This is a genomic window from Rahnella inusitata (assembly GCF_003263515.1).
GTDB classification, from domain to species: domain Bacteria; phylum Pseudomonadota; class Gammaproteobacteria; order Enterobacterales; family Enterobacteriaceae; genus Rahnella; species Rahnella inusitata.
Genome location: NZ_JYDE01000014.1, coordinates 36,884 through 58,047, shown reverse-complemented (window position 1 = coordinate 58,047; position 21,164 = coordinate 36,884). Strand labels below are relative to the sequence as shown.

Sequence of the window (21,164 nt, the reverse complement as noted above, 5' to 3'; positions counted from 1 at the left end):
TAAAAAAAGCCCTGACGGGCGTGAAGGTAACGCGGGGAAATGTTACTGGCCGCTGGACTTGACCAGGCCGCGGTAATCCAGCGGCGCCACGCCGGCGTCGATGCGCACTTTCGTCGCGATGCCGTCGGTGTTGAAGCCTTCCTGCTGGTCGATGTACGGCAGCTCGACCCCGTTCAGGTAAGCCACCTCGATGGTGTCCATGCCCTGCGCCGCCGCCAGATACCAGGCTTTCGCGCTGTTGTCATCGAGGCGAGGCTCACCGATAACCGTCGCAAAGTTCTGGATCGGGTTGATGATGCCGGCGTTCACGTCAGCCCCTTTCACGCTGGCTGATTTGATCGTCTGGTTGGCGACCGTCTCAAGCGCGGTCGGCACCAGCAGGAAGGCCGGGCGAATATTCAGGGTGCGGCCGGTGGTCGGCTCTTTCTGCACGCGCATCAGCTGGCGAGCCGCATCCAGAGTTGTGACGTCAATGGTGCCGGTTGCCAGGTTTTTGTGATCGCTGCTGAACAACGTCTTACCGTCAGACAATTTAGGGTTGCCGGTAAGCACCGCATACACCAGATCGCTGATGGTGGCCTTCGCCGCGCGCCCCATCTTCATCGGCACGTCGGTCAGCTGGTTCAGATCGTCATTGATGATGGCCTGACGGGTAATAGAGAAGATTTCACCGTAGGTGGCCAGCGCAATGGTTTCGCTATTATCTGCGGTGGTCACGTATTTGTACTCCGCCCCTTCGCGCACCTTACGCAACGACGGGAAGCCGCCCATGCCGACGCGGTGCGCCGTTTTAAAGTCGGAGAGCTGCCCTTTCTTCGTCCAGGCTTCGAAGGTTTCTTCCGACTCTTCCCAGCCCTGCAGCAGGGACTTATTCGCCACGTCCAGCAGGATATTGCCGAAGTCAGAGGTGCTGTGGGTCAGGGAAAGGCCGACCATCTGCATCGGGTTGAAAGCCCCCACGCTGACGCCGCGTTCGGTCAGCGACATGCGCGCATATTCGCGCAGCGTCATGCCGTTATAGACGTTGTCGTTTTGGCGGTCCTCAAAGCCCGCGCGCGCCATCAGCGCCTGACGGATGCCGTCGCCGGTAAAGTTACCGTTCCCTGCGTAGATGTGCGCATTGCCGCCGTTTTTATTCGACGGACTGGCGTCTTTGCCCAGCATGACCAGCAGCTTGTCCTTGGCCTGCTCGACCGTGCAGTCGATGTCTTCGATGCACGTCGCCTGCAATTCCTGATGGCGGCCGCCGAACATCGCGAACAGGTCTTTGATCCCCGTGACGCGCTGTTTCTGCGCCGCAATCACCTGATTACGAATGGTATCTTCATCCAGCGCGGCGGGGGCAGGAACAACCGGGGCAGCGGGCGGATTCTGCGGCGCCGGCGAGTTTTGGGTGGTCGCTTTCGGCTTAGTGATCATGTTTTTCAGTGCGTTTGGCATAGCGTCGAATTCCTCGATACGTTTTGAATTAATGCGGGCCATAGCCTGCACCGCGGTAGAGATCTGGTCGGCAAAACCGTGCTCAAGGCATTCCTGCGCGGTCATCCACGTTTCCTCACCCAGCATCAGGGAAAGTTCGTCGGAGGTTTTACCGGTTTTTTTGGCATAGGAGGGGATCAGCACGGCCTCGACCTTATCCAGCAGGTCAGCGTAGTCGCGCATGTCGTTGGCGTCGCCGCCGGTGATCCCCCAGGGTTTGTGGATCATCATCATGGCGTTTTCAGGCATGATGATGGGGTTCCCCACCATCGCAATCACCGACGCCATCGAGGCGGCAAGGCCGTCGATATACACGGTTTTGCTGGCCGTATGGCTGTTGAGCAGGTTGTAAATGGCAATGCCGTCAAAGACGTCGCCGCCCGGTGAATGGATGTGCAGGTTGATATGGTCGAGGTCGCCCAGCGCTTTCATGCTGCTGGCAAACTGGCGGGCCGTCACGCCCCAGTAACCAATCTCGTCGTAAATATAAATATCGGCGGTCTTATCACCGCTGGCCTTCATGCGGAACCAGCTTTTATCGCCCGCCGAGGCTTTGGGTGACACACTCAGTTTATTTCTTGGATTCTTGCGCACTGGCTTCCCCTTTATCGTTTGCCGGATCCGTGTCGAAGACCAGATCTAACGCTTTATTTTCGTCGACTTCCGCCTTGCGGCGGCGTTTTATATCGCCCGGATTAGCGCCGCGCGCCCGGATCCAGTCACCTTCCGTTGCCGCCCCGCCGCGCAAAAGCACGCGCCACGAATTGGCCTCTTTCATTGGGTCAATCCACGGCATGACCGGTCCGCTGTACACGGCATTAAACAGCGTCGCCGTGTCCACGTCGGGGGGCACGTTGATCACGCCCGCGGTGATGGCCATCTGCAACCAGCTGCGGTACATCGGACGGGTCACGGCGGCGATAAACGCATCCTGAAGAATGCCGTACCCTTCAAAGGACTCGACCAGCTCCTGACGCTGGGAGCTGTAGGTGCCGTTATAGTTGCGGGAGATGCTGGAAAAGCTGCTGCGGCTGCCGGCGGCCACCGCCCTGAGCTGACCGTTGCGGAACGTCTCAAGGTTAGGATTGGGCCGGTCTGATTTAATCATCCCGATCTCTTCACCCGGCGCCAGCTCATCGAAAAGCATGCCGGGTTCGATGTTGAGCTCACGGGGACCTTTGTCATTACTTTCGTCGCCGTATGTCTGGCCGTCGCCTTTTTTCACGTACATGCCCAGCGCGGCGGCAATCCGGGCGGCGGTCAGTTCTGAATCCTCGTACTCTTTCAGCGCACTCAGGCGGATAAGGATGCCGGAGAGCAGGCTGTTGCCGCGGACCTGATGAAGACGGCGCATGAATTTCAGGTGCATCATGCCGTCTGCGGCGATTTCTTTGGTGTTACCCAGCGCCACGCCGGAGGTCACCAGATTCTTATACACGACGTACTTTGTCGGGCATCCCCAGCTGTTGAGATAAATACCCTGGCAAATCCCCCTGCCGGTATCGCTCATATCAAGCGGAATGTAATCCGGCTCCAGCGCCTCGACCCAGAAGGGGATGTTGGCCGTAGGCGTCAGTCCGGGTGCGGCACCCCGAACCATTTGCCCGAAAACCTCGCCGTCGCGCAGCCAGGTTCGCGCCATCAGACGCTCAAGGACCGGGCGGGTAAACTGCCCGGTAACGTCGGGAGAAATAGACCACTCCGCCCACGCAGCACGTATTTGTTTGGACAGGTCATCGGCCACCAGCCCCGTTTTCAGGATAGGCTGGGGATCAACAACGATGCCCCGCGCGCCGACGATGCGCTCTTCCAGCTTGTCCAACAGGCCGATCACCAGGTCGTGATTATTGTCCAGCCAGCGCGCCTGCTCGCGGATCGAACGTCCGGCGAACTGGGTAAGCTGGTTGGCATTGCGGTTTTCGCGCTTCGCTCGGTGCGTGCGCGTCGGTAATGCCGCCTCGTAGGCGTTTATCGCCACGCGTGAACGCAGGCGGGATGCCTTCCAGCCGGGTGAAAACAGGCCAATTGCGTCATCAATCAGGCTCATCGCGGGAACCTCGCCAGCCGGTACTGCGGTCGCCCGCGTTGTGACGCCAGCAGCGTGCTGAGACGTCGCTCCCAGACGTTTCGCCCCTTCTGGATCTCGCTCAGATTCTCCATCGTCATGGACTGCCCGTTGAACGTGATGGATTTCCCCTGCAGAACGGCGCGCTCGGCGGTCATATACTGCTGGATCATGTCTTCAATATCGGCCTGATTCATACCCAGCCTCCTGATGTCGATGGCGCCCAGGCAGAAGGTTTATCCTCTGTCCGGGCGCGGGTTGTTTTCGGTTTTGGGTGATAACTGCGGGCTGGCAAGGCTGGCGGTTCTGACTGCGTGCCGGATGTGGGTTGCGCAATGGGCTGCGCCCACGAAGGCGGTTTTACCCAGTTTATTCGCTCATACCCGCGCAAGATCACCAGAGCATGGGCATAGACCATCAGGTCGAACGCCTCGTTTGCCCCCTTGCCCGGCTTAGTCCACTTGCCGTCAGCGCCCCGTTCTTCATAGGTCAGTTCGTCATAGAACCACTCCCCCAGCCAGTCAGGAAAGTGGACGTAGTTAGCCCCCGGCGTATCGCGCTGAAGGGCGTTACTGATCCGGTCTTTGAGCATGTTGGTCTGCAGAAGGTAAAGCGGCACGTCACCGCGTGCCTCCGCCCGGCGGTTTGGTCGGTCGGTATTGTCCGGCAGTGACTTGGTGATCAGCTTGCTGCGGGTGGTGCTGTCGCCTTTGAAGAGATAAACGCGCTTGTGCACGCCATCGCGGCGGCATTGGCGCCAGAACTCATAGGCATTGCCGGTGACACCGTCTTCACCGCCGGAGTCGACGGCCATCGCCAGCACGGGCAGAGAAACACCCGGATTGCTGTTGAGTGGCCACTGCTTATCCAGCACGTCCGTGCGCAGCAAATCCCAGTCTTCCAGATAGCCAGCCGGGTCAATCGGCAGGCTTTCGCCGTTCGGCCCCGTGCGCATCGACTGTTTAATGTTGTATCGGTCAACGACCCAGCGCTCACCGTGGGCGCCATAGCCGATCACCTGCACAACGAACCGCCGGTTGCGTCCGCCCTGCACGTCAACGGTCGCCACCAGAAAACGCACCCCGTCAGGCACGGTGCGCTTGGTCACGGTCGAGGCGCGCGCCATCAGGGTTTCGGATTTGCGCTGCTCAACGCTGGACTGAGGGATATAAGGCAGCCCCCAGTCAGTATTGATCACCGCTTTAAGGGTTTCTTCACTGCCGTTCGCCTCGTAGTCCTGCTGAGCGGACAGCAATTTGTAGACCAGCTGCGAAAGCGTTTGGTACGCCGCGGCGGGTCCCTCCATCCAGAATGACGCAATGCGCGATCGTCTGGCCGTTCCCGTGACAGTGCCATGACGGTCAATCTGTTCACCGTCGCGAAGCCAGACACCTTTCTGATTAAGTGCGCGTTTCTGCCCTGCTGTAATTTTTCCCCGGCAATGCGGACACTCTATGAATGCCGCCTCGCTGGCGACCACAGGGTCGGCAATATTCTGATAACCCTGCACCACGTCTTTCGCGGGCTGGAAGTGTTCGCCGCAGTGCGGACAAGGCCAGTACCAGCGTCGGCGATCGCCACGGTTATATAAAGAAAGAATGCCGGTGGTCGGCGGCGCCTCATGCAGTGAACTGCGACGCCATTTGGTATCACGAATATCGCGACCCGGTGAGCTCTCGACCAGCGTCATGCCCGAAGACATAAATGTCGTCGTACGTTTTGAGGCCAGCGTAAAAGCATCCCCCTCACCGTCAATATCTTCGGGGAATCGGTCATAGTCCGTCAGTGCAACGCACTTATAATCGGACGAGGACATAATATTAATAGAGGGCCAGCCGATTTTGAGGTAGTTCCCTGCCCGGAATGTCCGGTCGTATACGTTGTTATCATTACGGCGCGGGCTCAGGCGTTTAGCCACTTCCGGGCTGCTGCGAAAGGTCCGGTCAAGGCGCTTTTTGCTGTGCTCACGCGCCTTCTCTTCCGTCATCTGGATAAGCAACATATCCGAAGGGTCACAGACAACGTTGTAAACAATCCAGCCGTCGATCAGACCGATGGTTTTACCTGTTCGGGACGGACCGACGAAGATCACGGCGTCGTACTCGCGGGATGCCAGGCAGTTCATGGGGTCGACAACATACGGTGCCAGATTCGGATCCCAGGGAACGGAGTTTCCCGCCCCCATCGGCACGCGCATATATTGGCTGACCGCATCGGCAACCAGCATGCGCCGCGGTGCGCGAAGAATGCCTGGTACATCTCTCCGGATGCCACGCGCTGAAGCCCGCTTTGCCATCAGTCCTCCTCAGACGTGTCCTCCTCCGGTTCTGCATCAGTGACCTTCTGCGCAATCTGGTCACGCAGATCATCAATAATATTTTGTATACGCATCACGGCGGACGGCGGTAACGCGCAATCTCGCTCGAGTACGTCCGGCAACGTTTCCAGCACCTGAACCACGGCTTTCGCCATCACTGAAAACTCTCTTGCCACATCTTCTGCAGGGATGAGCTGCCCCATGCTTTGTTCAAAGGTCAGACGCTCATTCTCGGCTTTCCAGTGCGCCAGCCGGTCGGACGGCGTCATTTCTGCCACGTCGCCAGAAACCGTCGGGATCATCAATTCGGTTAACACATCGGTGACGGAAAATAATTTCAGTTTCGCGTTACTGCCCGGTGCGGGATCGACGTTTTTCAGGCGCGCCGCGACCGTCTGCCGATGCACACCGGTGATCCCTGCAAGCTGGTTGATGTTCAGTTTGAGCGAGGCGATTTCTTGGTCCATGATGGTGAACACTTTTTAAACGATTCGACATCTTTGCAATTTCGCATACTGCAAAATCAATAGCCTGCGCAGATGATGATGATGACCCTAGATCGCGAAAACTAGCCGTTTTCCGCGAGTCCGCCGCCCCGTGGAGAGGCCCCCTGTCGGGAGTACCTTTCATAAATGATAATCATTATCACAGGCACTCAGTGAATGCCTGCTGTAATGCCTTAGCTATCTTCGATAAAGAATCCCACCCGGTTGCAAAGCGCGCTTAATCGTCTCCTCTACCACTTCAGTTATTGCGACTTTCATTTCAGGACTGTGTTTTAACTTGGTGGCTAACGAATCTTGAACCGCAATGCCCATAGAACTGCTGTATTGAGAAACAGCCTGGTCTATTTCTGCACTTGTCTTATCAGTTTTCATTGAGCATTACCTATTGGATTTTGCATCGCTTCCGGGCTTCAGCGGCGAAGCTCTGAAGGTATTGGATCACTTGGTCGTCTTTGATGGTGCTGGCTCGGAGATCGAGAACAGCCCGTCCACCAGCGCCAGAGAGTTCGACTTGTACTGCATCGCCCACGCCGCCGGTTCCGGTAGTGCTGTTCCCGACGAGCTCGCAGGTGGCAAGGTTTGATGCCGCGATCCGCACCCGGCGAGTGCCGTCAGCAACATCAGCACGCAACCGGTCATTTTTGGCCTGTTCATCGGCTAATTCCTTCGTATGTTTGGCATCCAGTGCCGACAGCGCGGTTTGTGCCGCTTCGGTGCGCTTCTTCTGGTTGGTCAGGTCAATCACTGCCTGATCACTGATTTTCTTCAGCTCTGCGGTGTGGGATTCATTCAACTTAGATACGTCAGTGTCCCAGCGTATTCCTTCAATCCACCAGGTCAGCGCCACGCCGGCCACGAAAGCCAGCACGATCGATAAATTGTTATTCATCCAGCCCCCAGCACGTCAGTTCGCTTTCCTGATCACGCCTGATGACCTGACCCGCGCAGTTGTTCGCCCGAATTCGGCAATCTTTCCCACCGTCCCAGACCCAGCGTTTAATCTCTGCGCAAGCTCCAAGGCGGTCACCGGCGTTAATTTTTCGGTAGAACGTAGAAGGGAAGCATTTGCTCGGCCCGATGTTCCAAGGGCAGAACGAGGCGATCCCTACCTTCTGGGGAGGAGTAAGCGGAACGTGAATGTTTTTATCAACCCACGCCAGCGCTTTTGCCTGCTCGGCTTTGTCGATAGCATCGCACTGTGAGCGCGTTAGCTTCATGCCTTTAAGTACAGGCTTGCCATTCACATACGTCACGCCGCCGCAGATTGTCCAGATGCCACCCTGATCAGGGTAGGCAATGAGGCTTGTGCCTTCCTTCTCGTCCTGAAACTGATGCATCAAAGCCGGGGCCGAAGCGCCAGCAGCAATCAGCGCCAGCATTGCGGCACTGAGTTTTGTCTTAAGCTTTGCCAAATCAGACCTCGTTGGTTTTCTGTGCGAGATCATTCACCAGCTGAACCGTTGCTGATGGGTTTTTGGCATCAACCTTATCGGCGATTTCTTGGAGTATCCGGGTGCGCTTCATCTGTTCGCGACGATTCAGGAAATACGTCAAAGCAGTAAAGAGCGCCCCGATCAGCACGCCAGCGATAAAGCCCCAATCCTGAAGGGATAAGCTTGCAAAGAAGGCCGTAATTCCAGCACCACCGTATGTAGCGTTACTGTATTTTTCGTCCATTTTCATAGTCTCCCCCTCCGGTTTGCCGGTTGGGTGCGCAGTCGAAATATAAGAAGGGATTAGCGGCTCAGTCACTTTGGGAAAATCATATGGTTAGCTGATTGACTGGCCGCTAAAACGAGAAAAAGCCGCCGATTTGGCAGCTTTTGTTAGACTGTTTTCAATATGAGCTATTATTAATTCACTGCTTATAACGAGGAAAGATAGATGACATCGGCTGCAAGCTTTACTGGCGCTTCAATATTCATTCTCATCGGAATAGTGATGATTTTCATCTTGTTTCGAAATTACAAAAGTAAGAGTAATGGCAAGTTGCTGACGCCAAGCAACTGTCTTTTATTCACTCTTACGGTGGTATCTTTTGTGATAGCAACAATATTTTTCAGTTCCTCTTCCTCGTTGTAACACCACTGTAAAAAAGGCCGCCATAAGGCAGCCTTTAGATAGTAGGTTTTAAGTTATGTTTAAACTGCGCCCATAAGCTGTGTCCATTCCTCTAACTGAGGCCGATAAATGAATTTGGCTTCATCAGGTTCGAAAAGACTTGGGCCTTTAACAATACAAGCGATACAGGGAAACTGCTCAGGCATTTGAGCTATAAGCTCCCGCTCAAGCAGGTCATAATCAAACAATGAACACAGACCATCGTCTAATCGCAGAAAGTCATATGTCATCCACATTTTATAATCAAATTCGTTTTTCAGCAGTTTCATAGCACCTCCTTTTTTTCTAAAAAGGATAGCAACGAATCAGAAAAACAATCATTTTTTTTGTCAAAATTAATCAAAGGGCCCAAGTGAGCCCAGTGAAATTTGATTCAGATTTAATTGATAATGCCTAAAACTTTAGCCCATTTCTCTACCTGGTCACGGTAAATGAACTGCAAAGTCTCAGGCTCAGAAGGTCTGGGGCCTTTCACAGCGAAAACTATGCAGGGAAACTGATGTGGCATCTGATTTAAAAGTTCCCTTTCCAACTCATCGGGCTCGAAAATTGATGGGAATTTATCATCAAATTGGAAGTACTCCTTCTCCATCCACTGCCTGTATTCAAATTCTGTATTCAATACCTTCATGCCAAGCTCCCTTGTCAATGTCTACAAACAGGATAGCAGGCATCAGGCTACTGAACGATGATCAAGATTCACACTCTCGTCACATGCCTCACAAAAGACAAAACCCCGCATGAGCGAGGTTCTGGGATTGTCTAAGCTTTGTGACTAAGTGACCACTCTTAACAGGTTACAAGAGTTTTTGCGTAGCGCACTAGAACTTTTTTAAGCGACTTCCGCTACCCTGATTTTCTGGGTGTAAGCGTCCATCTCAAGTACCGCGCCGGTCATCGCAAGACAGCCATCGATAAACCCTTCAGCTACCTGCAACTGTTGTCGAATTAGACCCTCGCTCACTTTTCGCATCTTCGCTATTTTTCGTTTTGACAGGCCACTGCGATAATGAAGCATGATCAGGTCCACTTCTTCCGGTTTCCGAACTGCGGCCAGGCGGCCGACGGCGGCATCCACAATCAGGCCATCATTATCACAGCAAGATTCTACCTTGCTGGATTCGGTGGGAAGCAGGCCTTTGAAACCAGCGGCAATCGGTGACCAGCTAACGCCAGAGTTATCTCGAGCCCACACCCCGTAACGAGCCAGTACCAGTTGAATATCACGCATTATTCTCTCCACACTCTTATTTTACTTTGCCGGTAGCGATAACACCCATCGCCAGCGCGCGGTCTAATGTCGTCAGTAACAGATGTTCCTGTGTACCGTGTTCTGCTTCCCAATCCTGGGTATTCGCATGAAGTGAGTCATGACACCGTCTGCACAGCGGGATCACGAACAGGTCATGCGCTTTTGTCGCCATACCGCCAAAGCCATTTCCGGCGATGTGGTGCGGATCATCAGATCCGTTACCACAGGCACAGCAGGGCTGGCGCTTTACCCACTGGGTGTATTTTGTGTTCTCATACCGGCGGCGCTTCGGGCGAAGCAAATAGGACTCAGGCGTCTCCGGATCGATTGCCAGCGCCAGTACCGGTTTGATGTTTTCCGCCAGCACTTCACCAGGCTGTTTCGCCCATGGATTCACGTCCGCCTCTTTACGCTGTCCACCAGGTACGTCGTAAGGAATTCCCATGGCTTCACTGATAATTTTCTGCGGTAACTTGTCAGCTATGCCCTTTCCGATCGCCCACCAGCACAATTCGCCCAGTGATATTTTGTGACCAACAGGCTCGCCCAGCCAGCGGCGGATCCTTTCAGTGACAAATTCCATGGTGTTCGCCAGAGCTAAGTCATCCAGATCGACTGATTCTTTGTTCCGTAACTGAGTGTCGTGATACCAGCATAGGGATATAACTCCGCGCTTCCGGCGTGCATGCGTCATTTCGTGGTGGTGATATCCAGCATGATCGGAGCAGTGGCAACCGCGATTGTGTTTAACCCAGTTAGTCATCTCCTCCCATCCGCCAGCAGCATAAAGAACGGGCTCTGACGCAAGAAAACTGCTTATCAGTGGGTGTTTGGCGATCGGCTGCACTTCTGGAAGAACAAGCCCTTCTGGCGCATTACGCAAATCAGCGGGCTCGTCGGTGATCAGCAGGCGCTTCCCGCTGAAGTGCTGCAGCATGTCAGCCGGCGGCCGTAACAGCACGATCCCCAAATCCTTCTGTGGGTATGGTTTCAATAAAGCTCTCATTCAGCGCCCTCCCCTGCCTTGACCAGGCTATTCAGTACAGCATCAGCATGTTCCCGCGCCGCTGTGTAATCAGTGGGATGCAGCTCCCCCTCCGGGGAGACTGCTTTTAACCAACCGCGATAAGCATCAAGCCAAATATTTTGGAGTTGATTCACGCGGCCACCTCTTTATCAGCGCCGCACATTTCCGGCAGATTAGCGCGCACCAGCGCTTCAGCGAACGGCGGCGGTACGGCGTTCCCGCAACGCGCGACCTGCTTATCTTTGGCGTATTTCTTGCCTCGGTAGTCCTGATCGATGATGTACCAGCTCGGGAAACCCTGAGCAGCGTAAAGCTCATGGGGTTGCAGCATGCGCATGCCGATATCAACGATCTGGTAATCCATGCCCTCGACCGTGACCAGGCCAAACCGGTCATTAGTGGTAACGGTGTGCAGGGATTCATCCAGGCTGACGCCTTCTTTTTCGTTGCCGTAATACTTGAGCAGGAAAGCGCGAACCTCACCGATATGCAGGCCACCGGCCGTGATGGTTGGGGCTGGTTGAGTGACTGGCTGACCGTCTTTGCAGGTGCCACGCAGCTTAATCAGATTGGAAATGACCAGCGCATGATGATCGGTTGTGGTTACTGTATGTGCCGGTGCATCCATTGCCGCGCCAGCACCGGTGTAGTTGCCCCCGAAGTGTTTCGCGAGGAACGCGGTACATAACTGACTTTTACCGCCACCGCCCGCCGTAATTGTGCCGTTTGGCTCATCAGCTGCGTGACCGACACTGTTGCCGAACTGGCGAGCAATCACCGGAGCAACCAACAAATGTTCTGCTTTGCTGGTTATGGTTGTCAGTGGCTTGCCAGCTTCATACGCCATTCGATCGCCGCCGAAACCGGTTTGTCCGATTCGTGCAATGATCGGCGCTACCACTGCAAATTTATTTCCACCAGCCGTTACTGTTCCGATCGGCTTTTCGATATTTAGAGCACGGGGGGCCTGTCCTTCACGTTCGCCATACCCCATCTGGATAAGTGCTGGGGCGAGTGTCGCCTCAACCATTCCCAACGCATGTCCATTGCCCCCCGGACGTTCTGAGCTGCCAGCGGTGATCGTCGGCAATGGCTCATCAACTTCCTGACCAGTCGCACCGGTGCGGAATTTGGTGATGTGCGGGGTAACGACCGCATAACCGTGGGTTTTCGTGATCGTCTGAAGGGGCTCATCCAGCGCCTGACCACGGAAGCAGTTATAAACGGTTTTGGTGCTGGTGTGATTGCACTTCACGATAAACGGCGTTGGGTTGTCGATTACAAAGCGCTGGATGCCACGGGCAATACGTCTCAGGGTGTTCTCTGCCAGCGGCTTTTTGCGATCGAAAATGCTCGGGCATGGAATTGACCAGTCTATACACTCGGCAGCGGTACGCCACGGCGCCAGCTTCCCGGTCTGCACATCCAGAGATTTAGGATCCCCGTGGCTCGCAGCAGGCCATTGAACCGGCTGGCCGTCGCAGCGCATCACCATAAAGAACCGGCGTCGTATAGTCGGCGCACCGAAGTCGCAGGCGCGTAACTCGCGGTGATCGACAACGTACCCCAGCCCGGCAACCAGACGGTAGACGTCATTGCTGTTCACATCGATGTTCAGCACTTCGCAGCACTCAGCAATTGCCGGGTGATCCGCTGCAATGCCGGTGGTCAGCATGCCGATGAATGCAGCAAATGTTTCGCCAGCGCGCGCCGGATCCGGATGTTCTGTGCCGTCTTCTGCAGTCAGCAGCGGACCCCACGTTTTAAACTCTTCGACGTTCTCCAGCATCATCACACGCGGGCGCTTCGCCAGTGCCCAGCGGATCACAATCCATGCCAGACCACGGATTTCTTTTTTCACCGGTTTGCTACCCTTGGCTTTACTGAAGTGACGGCAATCCGGGCTGAACCACGCCAGACCGACAGGACGCCCAGCGGTCGCCGCGATAGGATCAACGTCAAACACCGATTCGCAGTAATGCAGCGTTTCAGGGTGATTGGTGCTGTGCATGGCGATCGCGTTCTCGTCATGGTTGATCGCAATATCAACGCTACGGCCAGTTGCCATCTCAATACCGGTGCTCGCACCGCCGCCGCCTGCAAAATTGTCTACGATAATTTCTTTCACGCTGTTGCTCCCATTTTGCGGGCAAGTGTGCCGGCGGTATCAATGATCTGGTCTACCGGCATTCCGTCCATTTTCAGGCGGTTGATGTGGTGACGAAGTTTGTTCTGCAGGTGCGCGTCGAGATTTGAAGACTCGGCGACCAGGTCAAAGAGATGGTTCACTTCGGCTGGCCATACGCGGTTGTTGGATTCCGGTTCCGGAATAATTTCAGGAATATTTTGTTGCTGGGTTTGTTGTAAACCAGCTGCCATGGTGCGGATCTGAAATAGAAATGCCTCGCCTTGCGCCAGCAGTTCTTCACGATCGATGTAGTTGAAGGCAGGACCACGCCACTTCTTATCGAAAACGGCAACAGCGCCAGCAAAGAAAGCGCCAGAGGGGACCTGTTTTTCGTCTGCAGGAACAAACCATCCAGGGAGGTCAAAGCCAATTCGTCCACGGATGAATGAAACGTGGTCAGCGTCTTCTGGCCACCAAGTTTCTGAGGTCGCCGCCTTGATGAGGAACACATACCGGCCGCCGAGCTCACGCATCTTGAATGTGTGGTTCATGATGTGTGACATGCCGGTGACCTGTTGGCCTTCGTGCTGGCTGGCGCGAGAGTATGGTGGGTTACCGAAAGCAGCCCCGTTAAGTTCGCCTAATCTGGCTGACCAGTCGTGAGTCAGTGCATTGTCTTCAACGGTATAGAACGCCAGGCATTTGCTGTTTTCTCCATCAGAAAACAAATCGAGAACAAGCGGGCCGAACATGGCATTGATACCCCAGAAAAGAGCGTCTGGCGTGCGCCACTGGTCGCCAACCTCTTTCAACTTGTGGGCAGTCAAAGCTTTCTGCTCGGTGAGAGCCTTTGAATATGGATTTGTCATGCTGCTTTCACTCCCTGCTGGCGCTGGGCGCACTCTTTCCAAATCTTGGCCCATGTGGTGATGGCGAAATCACTGCGCATGCTGCGGACGCTGGCCTTGCTGGCCTCGGTGCACACCAGTTTTTCCAACTTGCTCGGGGCTTTGGTTGCCGCTACACCGCTGATGAACCGGCGGTATGCCGCGTCGCGTTCGGCGGTATCAACTGCAACTTCACCGTCAGCTGTCCACTTACCGTTCACACAAACCGGACGGCCACTCTTCGCCCATTTGGTCGCGCTGAGCAGGTAACCTTCGAATTTGTCTGGCTGGAACAGGGTTGCCGGGCGCAGATACTCGGCCATTTTTGGAGAGTCTCCCCAGTGAACCTGCTTGTATTCGATAACCAGCTGCAGTTCTTCCAGGGTGTGACCTTCGCGGAGACGGGCACGCATGTTTTGCAGCGAGCTTTTGGCGGGCTGGTAACGTGACCCGGTGATTTGGTTCAGGTGTTTCAGTGCCTGTTTAGCCTGATCAGTAATTTCAACCTCGGCGTCGGTCTGCGCAGCAGGCTGACAAAGGTTTTTTATATCTGATGGATCTTGTTTTGAATTTACTAACGGATCCCCTCCAGATTCTGGACGGTCAAAACCGCTTTTATTCACGTTTTCTGGACGTTCAGAATTTGAATATTCAGAATTGGAACGTTCAGAATCTGAATGTTCAGAAACTGGACTATCAGAATAGAAACCCGCAGCTGCTTCGCGGAGCTTCTTCACGTTCAGGTAATACAGGTTGGTTTTATTGCGGTTGCCCTTGCGGCGTTCTTCGCGGGATAACCAGCCATCTTTCTGCAACTGAGTGATTGCCGTTATGACCGTACTGCGCCCAGCTCCGATCTGGCGGGATATCGTCTCAATGCCCGGATAGCACGTGCCTTCATCGCTGGAGAAATCAGCCAGACGCAGCATTACCAGCAATTGGGTACCTTTCACGCCAGCCTGAGCCAGCCCGTCCCAGACGTATGCGGATAACTTAACGCTCATAAGACCCTCGTGAATTTTCGCCGGAATTGTTCAGTTGGCTGCGCGCATTCATGCGGATAACCGGCGCGCATGAAGATGACGCGATCCCCCGCTCGGTCGAAGCCCACGACGTGTACCACAACGCTCCGCCAATCCTTGTAATGCCGGTCAAGCTTTTGGATTTCTTCAGACATGCGCTCACCTTCCGGCTGTGCTCACAGACGTAACCTACCCACCATGCCGCGAACTGGTAGTTGCAGGGGATCCAGCGGTTGCCTATCATCACTTCGTACGAAAGAGAGCCAGCGGTACCGCCAGTTGCAACACAGCGGATTTGCGGAACTCCGGCTTTTATGAGTAAACTGTTCATGCGTTAATTACTCCACACACGTTTTTAATGCGCCCGACGCCTGGAGCTGCACACTCTGGGCGTCAACCTTTTCATGCAAAGCCACTACTGACTTCACATACTCATCGCGGGCAGCTAAATGCTTACGATGAAGCGACATAATTTCTGTCTTCTCGCTTTCATCAATTACCCCGTCGTCTGCTATCGAAATATTTATCTGCTGATCAACCTTCCCGCTCTTAGCCGCAACCTTTACCCCCTTGATGAACAGATCAACGTTGTCCAGTTCTTCACGATGTGGGATTTCAACGAAAAAGCCGCCGCGGCGCTGAGCGAAGTACTCAGCCAGGTGATTGGCACCGCTGATGTCTTCCATCGCTTCAAGCTCTGCAACCTCGAAGAAGCGACAGCCATTCTTTTCGTACAGGTTGTTGTTGAATTGCGTTTCAGTCATGCCCAAAGCGCCAGCCATTGCAGAGCGCCCACCGGGGTATGCTTTACACATCGCTTTTACTGTTGATTTCAGGTCTACCATTTCGCTTTTCCTTCGGTAGTTATGGCGCTGCGATTTCTGGTTTAACATCCCCATAAATGTCAGGTCGCAATTGACTCTTGGTAACAACACCGGCGGTTTCTTCTTCAAGGCGTTGAGCGAGAGCAAATCCCGCTTTTTTGTAACCGTTGAAGACCAATCTCAAATAACCACTGCTACTGCCGACTTTCTTAGCCAGAGCGTTTTGCTCTGGTTTTGTTAAAGCATCCCAATAGTTTTTAATCATATGTACCTCCGAGATACATTATGCACTATTTAAATGAACCCGCAAGATACTTGTACCCTATAGGTACACGCAGTTTAATGAGTGTATGAAGACAAACGATGAAATACGGCGTGATAACGCCAGAAAGCTCAGGGACAGCGCTGGGGGGAATTCTTCCTTTGCGGGGATAATTGAGCGAGAGCCAACACAGGTCAGCCGAGTGATCGGAAAGAATCCCACGAAGAAAATCGGGGATGATTTGGCACGTCACATTGAAAAGTGCTTTGATTTACCAGATGGTTGGTTAGATAAGGAACATCAGGCTACAAATATAATTTCAGCTCCAGATGTCACTGATACCAATCTTACCATTCAGCTGGTTCCTGTGATTTCTTGGGTTCAGGCAGGTGCTTGGACTGAAATTGGTTATTCCGAGGTCGATTTGAGTTTATCCGAAACGTATCCCTGCCCGGTGCCGTGCGGCCCCATGACATATATCCTTCGCGTCATTGGCGATTCCATGATCGATGAATATCGACCAGGCGATATGATTTTCATCGATCCGGAAGTAGCCCCAGTTCATGGGGATGATGTTATTGCCTTGCTTTTGGATTCTGGTGAGACAACCTTTAAAAGGTTGGTTGAGGATGGTAATCACAAATACCTAAAGGCCCTCAATAAAGGCTGGCCTGAACAATACATCAAAATTGATGGAAATTGTTCAATAATAGGAACTGTAGTTTTCTCCGGAAAACCAAGGCGTTATAGAGCCTAGAAATAATATATCTGCGAAACCTGCCTAGGCAGGTTTTTTTTCGCCTTGACAATGTACCTTAGGGATACATAATGTACCTGTAAGGAACGCATTGTTAAGAGCACTGCAGCTTATTGCGAGTCTGAGTAATTTTAACCTTGGCGGCTGGATTCAACATGGTGGAAGAGGTGGTCTGGCAGAGGCGGAACGAAGGCGATATAGGGAGTGTCCCTAAATGTGACTACTGAGCTCACATCTACTGGGTGGTGGCAAATGGCACAGATGAGGGATGAAACCATGTCAGAGCTGGGGTAATTGGAAGAGGCAACAAAACGTTCAGAAGTACATTTCTCACAAGAGAGTTTTATGTCAGGCATTTTTACAACTCGGGGGATAGGTGCGGGACTTAATAAGAATTATTAAGAATTTTCCTATTCAGGTTTTAGTGTAGCAGGTTTCTCGATTTTCGCCGGATTGCCACAACGATAAGAGCATTGGTTGTTGAGCGTCTCACTAACAATCAACTTCTGAACCACAGAATCAGTGCTCTTAACGTTGTGGCAAGCATCAGGTGATGGCCGGGCCTATCCCGCCCGGTTGCGGTTTCGATTACCGCCGCCCTATCAGATCGACGTGGAACTCGATAATTGCTGTGTGTAGTTGTCTTTCGGCGGTGGCATGACTCTTCAACCTACCCAAGGGGGAGCGAAGATAATGTTCTGATCATGACCACCGCCAATTTTTTTCGCAGACATAGACAAGGGTTCGCTGGCCCCACCAGTATGAAGCTACGAGCCCTTGTCTATGTCTGAGTAAATTAAATTAATTGCCATCACTGGCAAGGGATTCGCTTACGCCGAAATCAGCCAAAGGGGTATTTCATGAAAACTGATATCGCTTTCTATCTGATCCTCGGCGTGGTTATGGCAATCACTTATTTAGGAATGCAGCCATGAAAGTGTACATCGCAGGGCCGATGACCGGCCTACCGCAATTTAACCGCCCTGCTTCCCTCCAGGCTGCGTTGAATCTGTCATTCGAAAAGCATGTCCCGCTTAATCCGGCGATCCTGCCGGACGGCCTGACAGAAGCTGATTACATGGCCGTCGGCCTGACAATGCTTCAGCGCGCAGATGCTATCTACCTGCTAATCGGCTGGCAGAACAGCGCAGGTGCAAGAGCGGAGCATGCCCTGGCCTTGAAGTTGGGGTTAGAGGTAATCGAACAGAGGGCTGAAAATCATGGCTGACCGTTTCTATATGGCATGCCTACGCGAGACTGTCGGCAGCAACATGTCGTTCCACTGTCATAACGGGCAGGGTTATGCCTCTGATATCAATAAAGCCCATGTTTACACACTCGAAGAGGCTCAAAGCAGTTGGAACCGTGGCCGTGATATCGACCTGCCTGTTTCAGCTGATGCAATCGACGCCGCTGCTGTTTGGCATGTTGATCATCAGCACATTCCTGGTGAAAGCGTTCTTGAAGAAGGTTGCGAACGTTACGTGGCTTTCGTGAAAGGCAGGTGGAACGGGAATGATGTGTATTGGTTGTCTGATCTACTGCCTACCGATGATTTCAGCAAGGCCAGAATTTTTGCTGAATCGCCTGACACTACACATAGCAATCTGGTCTGGTTACCGTTTACTACTGCTGACGCAGTGAAGCGCAGGACGTTCAACATCAACCTGCTCAACCGGCGAACCATGATTCAAGGTGCGGGCCTGCGCCAGCCTGACTGGTTTAAACGTCAGAAGCGACGCAAATCTTCAGGAAAGACCCGCTGGAACTGCCCATGTTGCGGAAAAATCAGCTGGCAGGAAAACCCTTATGACTTTGACGGCTGCCGGGACTGGGCATGCGAGGGGCACAGATAATGACTGATACAACCAAACATCAGCTCGAACTCATGCAGCATGCACTGGGCATCAATGAGAACCGCCGTGAACCATACCGTAACTATTTCCTCGCCAGCGGCGGCCACAGTGACAATGCTGATCTGGAATCTCTGGTTGCTGCTGGTCTGATGTCATCACGCACCGCGCCGTCTTTCTGCGCAGAAGATGATGTCGTTTATCACGTCACTGAGGCTGGCCGTGAATTGGCAATTGCTGCACTGCCAGCCCCAAAGAAACGCACTCGCTATGACGATTATTTGCGGTCAGAAGTCTGCGAGTCATTCGCGGAATGGCTGGGTATCGATGTGCCGAAAGTCGAATATGGCTCCTGGTATCCAAACAGCGGGAAGATTCGTATGACTTCTAGCCGTGCTACTGGAGCTTGGTGCTCCACTAAAAAAGAAGCCAAGGCGAGTTACAAACAGGCGCTCAGCGCAAGCAAAGCTCGGCGGGAGGCTGTATGACTGACAAAACTGATATTGCAGCGCTGAAAGGCGAGCAGGTGCCGATGTCCATCGATGCTGACATCATCCGTGACGCTAACAGATATCGCTTTCTGCGCGATGAAGATTCCTGGGGTGAAGACAGCGACAGCTGGGACGTCGAAACAAGAACCGGCCTTATCAGTTCCGAAAATTTAATGGAATTGAGATTAGACCACTTTGACGCAGCCATTGATGCACGCATGGCAGCGTCAGATATTCCATTCCTTAATCCAGTCACCACCCAGCAAAAGCCTGTCATCAGCAAAGAAAAACTCTGTGACTGGTTAGAAGATAATTTCGATATCGATGATAGCCAGCGCGACGCATTCGCTAATTGTTTTGCTCATCACTGCAACTGCATCGTTAAAAAGGAAAACGAATAATGAAAAATTTAACCAACGAACGTCTGAAGGAAATTATCGCGCATCGCTCCCCTTCTCTGCGCTGGGGAGAAGCTGAAGCCATGGCAAGCGAACTTTTGGTTTTGCGACCGTGTGAAGCGCCAGCAGTTACGCCTGAATCTGCGCCATCATTTATTCTGGATTTAATGGCTCAGATCCGCGCCGCAAAATCACCTGAGGAAGTCCGCGCCATTAAAGCAAAGGTCAGTGCCTCTGATTTGGATGTTGCGGTGGAAACTTTCGATAAGGCAATCGAGAAACTTTCAAATCTGTAAGCCGGTGTGCAGCCGGCTATAACTTAAACGTGTGGGGTAATTTATGGCGAGAACATTAACGTTAGATGCATGGGCTCAGGATGAATTCTCCGATCCAATACCAAGCAGGCCTACCCTGATGAAGTATGCAAAGAGCGGCATGATATCTCCACCACCCTTCAAGGCTGGGCGGTGCTGGCGCGTGGAGGCGTCGGCGCGCTTTATTGGCATGGCTGATAAGCCAGTGGTCAAGAAGGATGATAATCCGCGTTTAAAAAGGATTCTCGAAGATGGCTCGTCCACGTAAATATAACGTGAATATCCCCGGCCTTTCTTGCTATACCGACGCCAGAACCAAAAAGGTTTACTGGCGTTATAAACACCCTGTTACCGGTAAGTTTCACGGTTTAGGCGATAGTGAGGAGGAAGCTCGTCAAATAGCGATCGAGGCAAATACTCGTCTTGCCGAACAGAAAATGAAGCACATGTTCACCATCAGGGAAAAAGTCAGTCCGAAATTTGGCATGTCTTTAACCGTCACCAGTTGGCTCGATCGTTATTTAAAGATACAGGTAGAGCGTGTTGCTGATGGCGAAATAAAAAAGCAAACACTGAAACACAAGTCGGGGCCGGTCGAAATTTTTAGACGTGAATGTGGCCACATGGAATTGAAGGCTGTAGGAGCAAAAGACATAGCGGCGATCATCGATCAGCACAAAGAAAAAGGTCATAGACGAATGGCGCAAGTCGTCCGCTCGGTTTTGATGGACGTCTATAAAGAAGCGCAGCACGCAGGGGAAGTAGATCCGGGATATAACCCGGCGGCGGCCACCAGGCAAACTAAGAATTCAGTACAACGAGAACGTTTAAATTTTGAAGAATGGAAAACCATTTACTCTGCCGCTCAACACGAACAAGTATATGTTCAAAACTCAATGTTACTTGCAATCGTGACCGGCCAAAGGCTTGGTGATCTGGCGAGGATGAAATTTACCGACGTTTGGGATGACCATCTGCATATAGAGCAAAGCAAAACCGGTATGAGGCTCGCCCTCCCTTTATCGCTTCACAATGACCAGGTTGGAGTTACATTGCGTGAGGTTATTAACCGCTGTCGCGACTTGGTAATTAGCCCTTATTTACTGCATATACACCATGCCAAAGGAAAAGCTAAAAGAGGTGGTGCGGTTTCAACAGCATCAATTACAAAGTCATTCGCAAAAGTTCGCGATAATAGCGGCCTGACCTGGTCAGAAGGATCACCACCATCGTTTCATGAGCAACGCTCATTATCAGAGCGCCTATATCGCGCACAGGGCATCGATACACAAAAGTTACTGGGTCACAAAAACCAGAAAATGACTGATTTGTACAATGATGACAGAGGGAAGGAATGGGTTACCCTGGCTATTTAATCTGTACAAATTTTGAACGGTATTGCAGAAGAGTTTTGCAGGGGTTTTGCAGGAGCTCGAAGTTCAGGTTTTAAAAAGCGGCAAA

General features: G+C 52.9%; 27 protein-coding genes. 8 read left to right on the top strand and 19 right to left on the bottom strand.

All coding sequences use genetic code 11. From position 1 onward, the window contains the following. Window positions 1-42 precede the first annotated feature (42 nt). The 19 genes from TU92_RS08210 to TU92_RS08115 all read right to left on the bottom strand — a co-directional run bounded on the left by TU92_RS08210 (window position 43) and on the right by TU92_RS08115 (window position 15,890). Complete coding sequence (locus TU92_RS08210; protein ID WP_112166246.1) at window positions 43-2,001, bottom strand: ClpP-like prohead protease/major capsid protein fusion protein; 1,959 nt, start codon at window positions 1,999-2,001, stop codon at window positions 43-45. A 49-nt stretch (window positions 2,002-2,050) separates the two neighbouring features. Beyond that, entirely contained in the window at window positions 2,051-3,526 is a 1,476-nt protein-coding gene (locus tag TU92_RS08205) for a phage portal protein (RefSeq protein WP_112166082.1), read from the bottom strand. Beyond that, window positions 3,523-3,741: a hypothetical protein gene (locus tag TU92_RS08200; protein WP_112166080.1), complete on the bottom strand. Its 219-nt coding sequence runs from the start codon at window positions 3,739-3,741 to the stop codon at window positions 3,523-3,525. Before TU92_RS08200 ends, TU92_RS08205 begins: the two co-directional genes overlap by 4 nt. Next, entirely contained in the window at window positions 3,738-5,840 is a 2,103-nt protein-coding gene (locus tag TU92_RS08195) for a phage terminase large subunit family protein (RefSeq protein ID WP_112166078.1), read from the bottom strand. Before TU92_RS08195 ends, TU92_RS08200 begins: the two co-directional genes overlap by 4 nt. Beyond that, complete coding sequence (locus TU92_RS08190) at window positions 5,840-6,328, bottom strand: DUF1441 family protein (protein WP_112166076.1); 489 nt, start codon at window positions 6,326-6,328, stop codon at window positions 5,840-5,842. Before TU92_RS08190 ends, TU92_RS08195 begins: the two co-directional genes overlap by 1 nt. 216 nt (window positions 6,329-6,544) lie before the next feature. Next, on the bottom strand, window positions 6,545-6,739 hold the full coding sequence (locus TU92_RS08185; RefSeq protein ID WP_112166074.1) for a hypothetical protein: 195 nt from the start codon (window positions 6,737-6,739) through the stop codon (window positions 6,545-6,547). A 10-nt stretch (window positions 6,740-6,749) separates the two neighbouring features. After that, window positions 6,750-7,256 carry a lysis system i-spanin subunit Rz gene (locus TU92_RS08180; RefSeq protein WP_112166072.1) on the bottom strand — a complete coding sequence of 169 codons (507 nt, stop codon included), beginning with the start codon at window positions 7,254-7,256 and terminating at the stop codon, window positions 6,750-6,752. Beyond that, window positions 7,249-7,812, bottom strand: a complete 564-nt coding sequence (locus TU92_RS08175; protein WP_486659967.1) for a lysozyme — start codon at window positions 7,810-7,812, stop codon at window positions 7,249-7,251. The genes TU92_RS08180 and TU92_RS08175 overlap by 8 nt, the downstream gene beginning before the upstream one ends. Further along, the gene (locus TU92_RS08170; protein ID WP_112166068.1) at window positions 7,781-8,050 is read right to left on the bottom strand and encodes a phage holin family protein; all 270 of its coding nucleotides are present in this window, start codon (window positions 8,048-8,050) and stop codon (window positions 7,781-7,783) included. The genes TU92_RS08175 and TU92_RS08170 overlap by 32 nt, the downstream gene beginning before the upstream one ends. A gap of 458 nt (window positions 8,051-8,508) precedes the next feature. Then, window positions 8,509-8,757 carry a hypothetical protein gene (locus TU92_RS08160; protein ID WP_112166063.1) on the bottom strand — a complete coding sequence of 83 codons (249 nt, stop codon included), beginning with the start codon at window positions 8,755-8,757 and terminating at the stop codon, window positions 8,509-8,511. 110 nt (window positions 8,758-8,867) lie between these two features. Beyond that, entirely contained in the window at window positions 8,868-9,119 is a 252-nt protein-coding gene (locus TU92_RS08155; RefSeq protein WP_112166062.1) for a hypothetical protein, read from the bottom strand. 201 nt (window positions 9,120-9,320) lie between these two features. Further along, window positions 9,321-9,719, bottom strand: coding sequence for an antiterminator Q family protein (locus tag TU92_RS08150; protein WP_112166060.1), 399 nt, complete (start codon window positions 9,717-9,719; stop codon window positions 9,321-9,323). A 16-nt stretch (window positions 9,720-9,735) separates the two neighbouring features. Next, window positions 9,736-10,701, bottom strand: a complete 966-nt coding sequence (locus TU92_RS08145; protein ID WP_244207777.1) for a DUF968 domain-containing protein — start codon at window positions 10,699-10,701, stop codon at window positions 9,736-9,738. A gap of 196 nt (window positions 10,702-10,897) precedes the next feature. Further along, window positions 10,898-12,895: a DNA cytosine methyltransferase gene (locus tag TU92_RS08140; protein ID WP_112166056.1), complete on the bottom strand. Its 1,998-nt coding sequence runs from the start codon at window positions 12,893-12,895 to the stop codon at window positions 10,898-10,900. Continuing rightward, window positions 12,892-13,764, bottom strand: coding sequence for a phage N-6-adenine-methyltransferase (locus TU92_RS08135; RefSeq protein WP_112166054.1), 873 nt, complete (start codon window positions 13,762-13,764; stop codon window positions 12,892-12,894). Before TU92_RS08135 ends, TU92_RS08140 begins: the two co-directional genes overlap by 4 nt. Then, a complete protein-coding gene (locus tag TU92_RS08130; protein WP_112166052.1) occupies window positions 13,761-14,786 on the bottom strand; it encodes a conserved phage C-terminal domain-containing protein in 1,026 nt (341 codons plus the stop codon). The genes TU92_RS08135 and TU92_RS08130 overlap by 4 nt, the downstream gene beginning before the upstream one ends. Beyond that, window positions 14,783-14,959 carry a DUF4222 domain-containing protein gene (locus TU92_RS08125; protein ID WP_112166050.1) on the bottom strand — a complete coding sequence of 59 codons (177 nt, stop codon included), beginning with the start codon at window positions 14,957-14,959 and terminating at the stop codon, window positions 14,783-14,785. Before TU92_RS08125 ends, TU92_RS08130 begins: the two co-directional genes overlap by 4 nt. A 183-nt stretch (window positions 14,960-15,142) precedes the next feature. Then, the gene (locus TU92_RS08120) at window positions 15,143-15,649 is read right to left on the bottom strand and encodes a YmfL family putative regulatory protein (protein WP_112166048.1); all 507 of its coding nucleotides are present in this window, start codon (window positions 15,647-15,649) and stop codon (window positions 15,143-15,145) included. A gap of 19 nt (window positions 15,650-15,668) precedes the next feature. Then, window positions 15,669-15,890 (bottom strand): helix-turn-helix domain-containing protein, encoded by a 222-nt coding sequence (locus TU92_RS08115; protein ID WP_167457499.1) that lies wholly within the window; start codon window positions 15,888-15,890, stop codon window positions 15,669-15,671. Between the two features lie 88 nt (window positions 15,891-15,978). On the opposite strand from TU92_RS08115, the gene TU92_RS08110 reads away from it, so the two are divergent. The 8 genes from TU92_RS08110 (at window position 15,979) to TU92_RS08070 (ending at window position 21,079) form a co-directional block, all read left to right on the top strand. Beyond that, window positions 15,979-16,647 carry a LexA family protein gene (locus tag TU92_RS08110; protein WP_112166045.1) on the top strand — a complete coding sequence of 223 codons (669 nt, stop codon included), beginning with the start codon at window positions 15,979-15,981 and terminating at the stop codon, window positions 16,645-16,647. Between the two features lie 931 nt (window positions 16,648-17,578). After that, window positions 17,579-17,875, top strand: a complete 297-nt coding sequence (locus TU92_RS08100) for a DUF4406 domain-containing protein (protein WP_112166041.1) — start codon at window positions 17,579-17,581, stop codon at window positions 17,873-17,875. Beyond that, the gene (locus TU92_RS08095; protein ID WP_112166039.1) at window positions 17,868-18,503 is read left to right on the top strand and encodes a hypothetical protein; all 636 of its coding nucleotides are present in this window, start codon (window positions 17,868-17,870) and stop codon (window positions 18,501-18,503) included. Before TU92_RS08100 ends, TU92_RS08095 begins: the two co-directional genes overlap by 8 nt. Beyond that, complete coding sequence (locus tag TU92_RS08090) at window positions 18,503-18,988, top strand: hypothetical protein (protein ID WP_112166037.1); 486 nt, start codon at window positions 18,503-18,505, stop codon at window positions 18,986-18,988. The genes TU92_RS08095 and TU92_RS08090 overlap by 1 nt, the downstream gene beginning before the upstream one ends. Next, window positions 18,985-19,392, top strand: coding sequence for a hypothetical protein (locus TU92_RS08085; RefSeq protein ID WP_112166035.1), 408 nt, complete (start codon window positions 18,985-18,987; stop codon window positions 19,390-19,392). Before TU92_RS08090 ends, TU92_RS08085 begins: the two co-directional genes overlap by 4 nt. Beyond that, entirely contained in the window at window positions 19,392-19,685 is a 294-nt protein-coding gene (locus TU92_RS08080) for a hypothetical protein (RefSeq protein ID WP_112166033.1), read from the top strand. The genes TU92_RS08085 and TU92_RS08080 overlap by 1 nt, the downstream gene beginning before the upstream one ends. Window positions 19,686-19,728: 43 nt before the next feature. After that, window positions 19,729-19,971, top strand: a complete 243-nt coding sequence (locus TU92_RS08075) for an excisionase (protein ID WP_112166031.1) — start codon at window positions 19,729-19,731, stop codon at window positions 19,969-19,971. Further along, window positions 19,955-21,079 carry a phage integrase Arm DNA-binding domain-containing protein gene (locus TU92_RS08070; RefSeq protein WP_112166029.1) on the top strand — a complete coding sequence of 375 codons (1,125 nt, stop codon included), beginning with the start codon at window positions 19,955-19,957 and terminating at the stop codon, window positions 21,077-21,079. The genes TU92_RS08075 and TU92_RS08070 overlap by 17 nt, the downstream gene beginning before the upstream one ends. Window positions 21,080-21,164 lie beyond the last annotated feature (85 nt).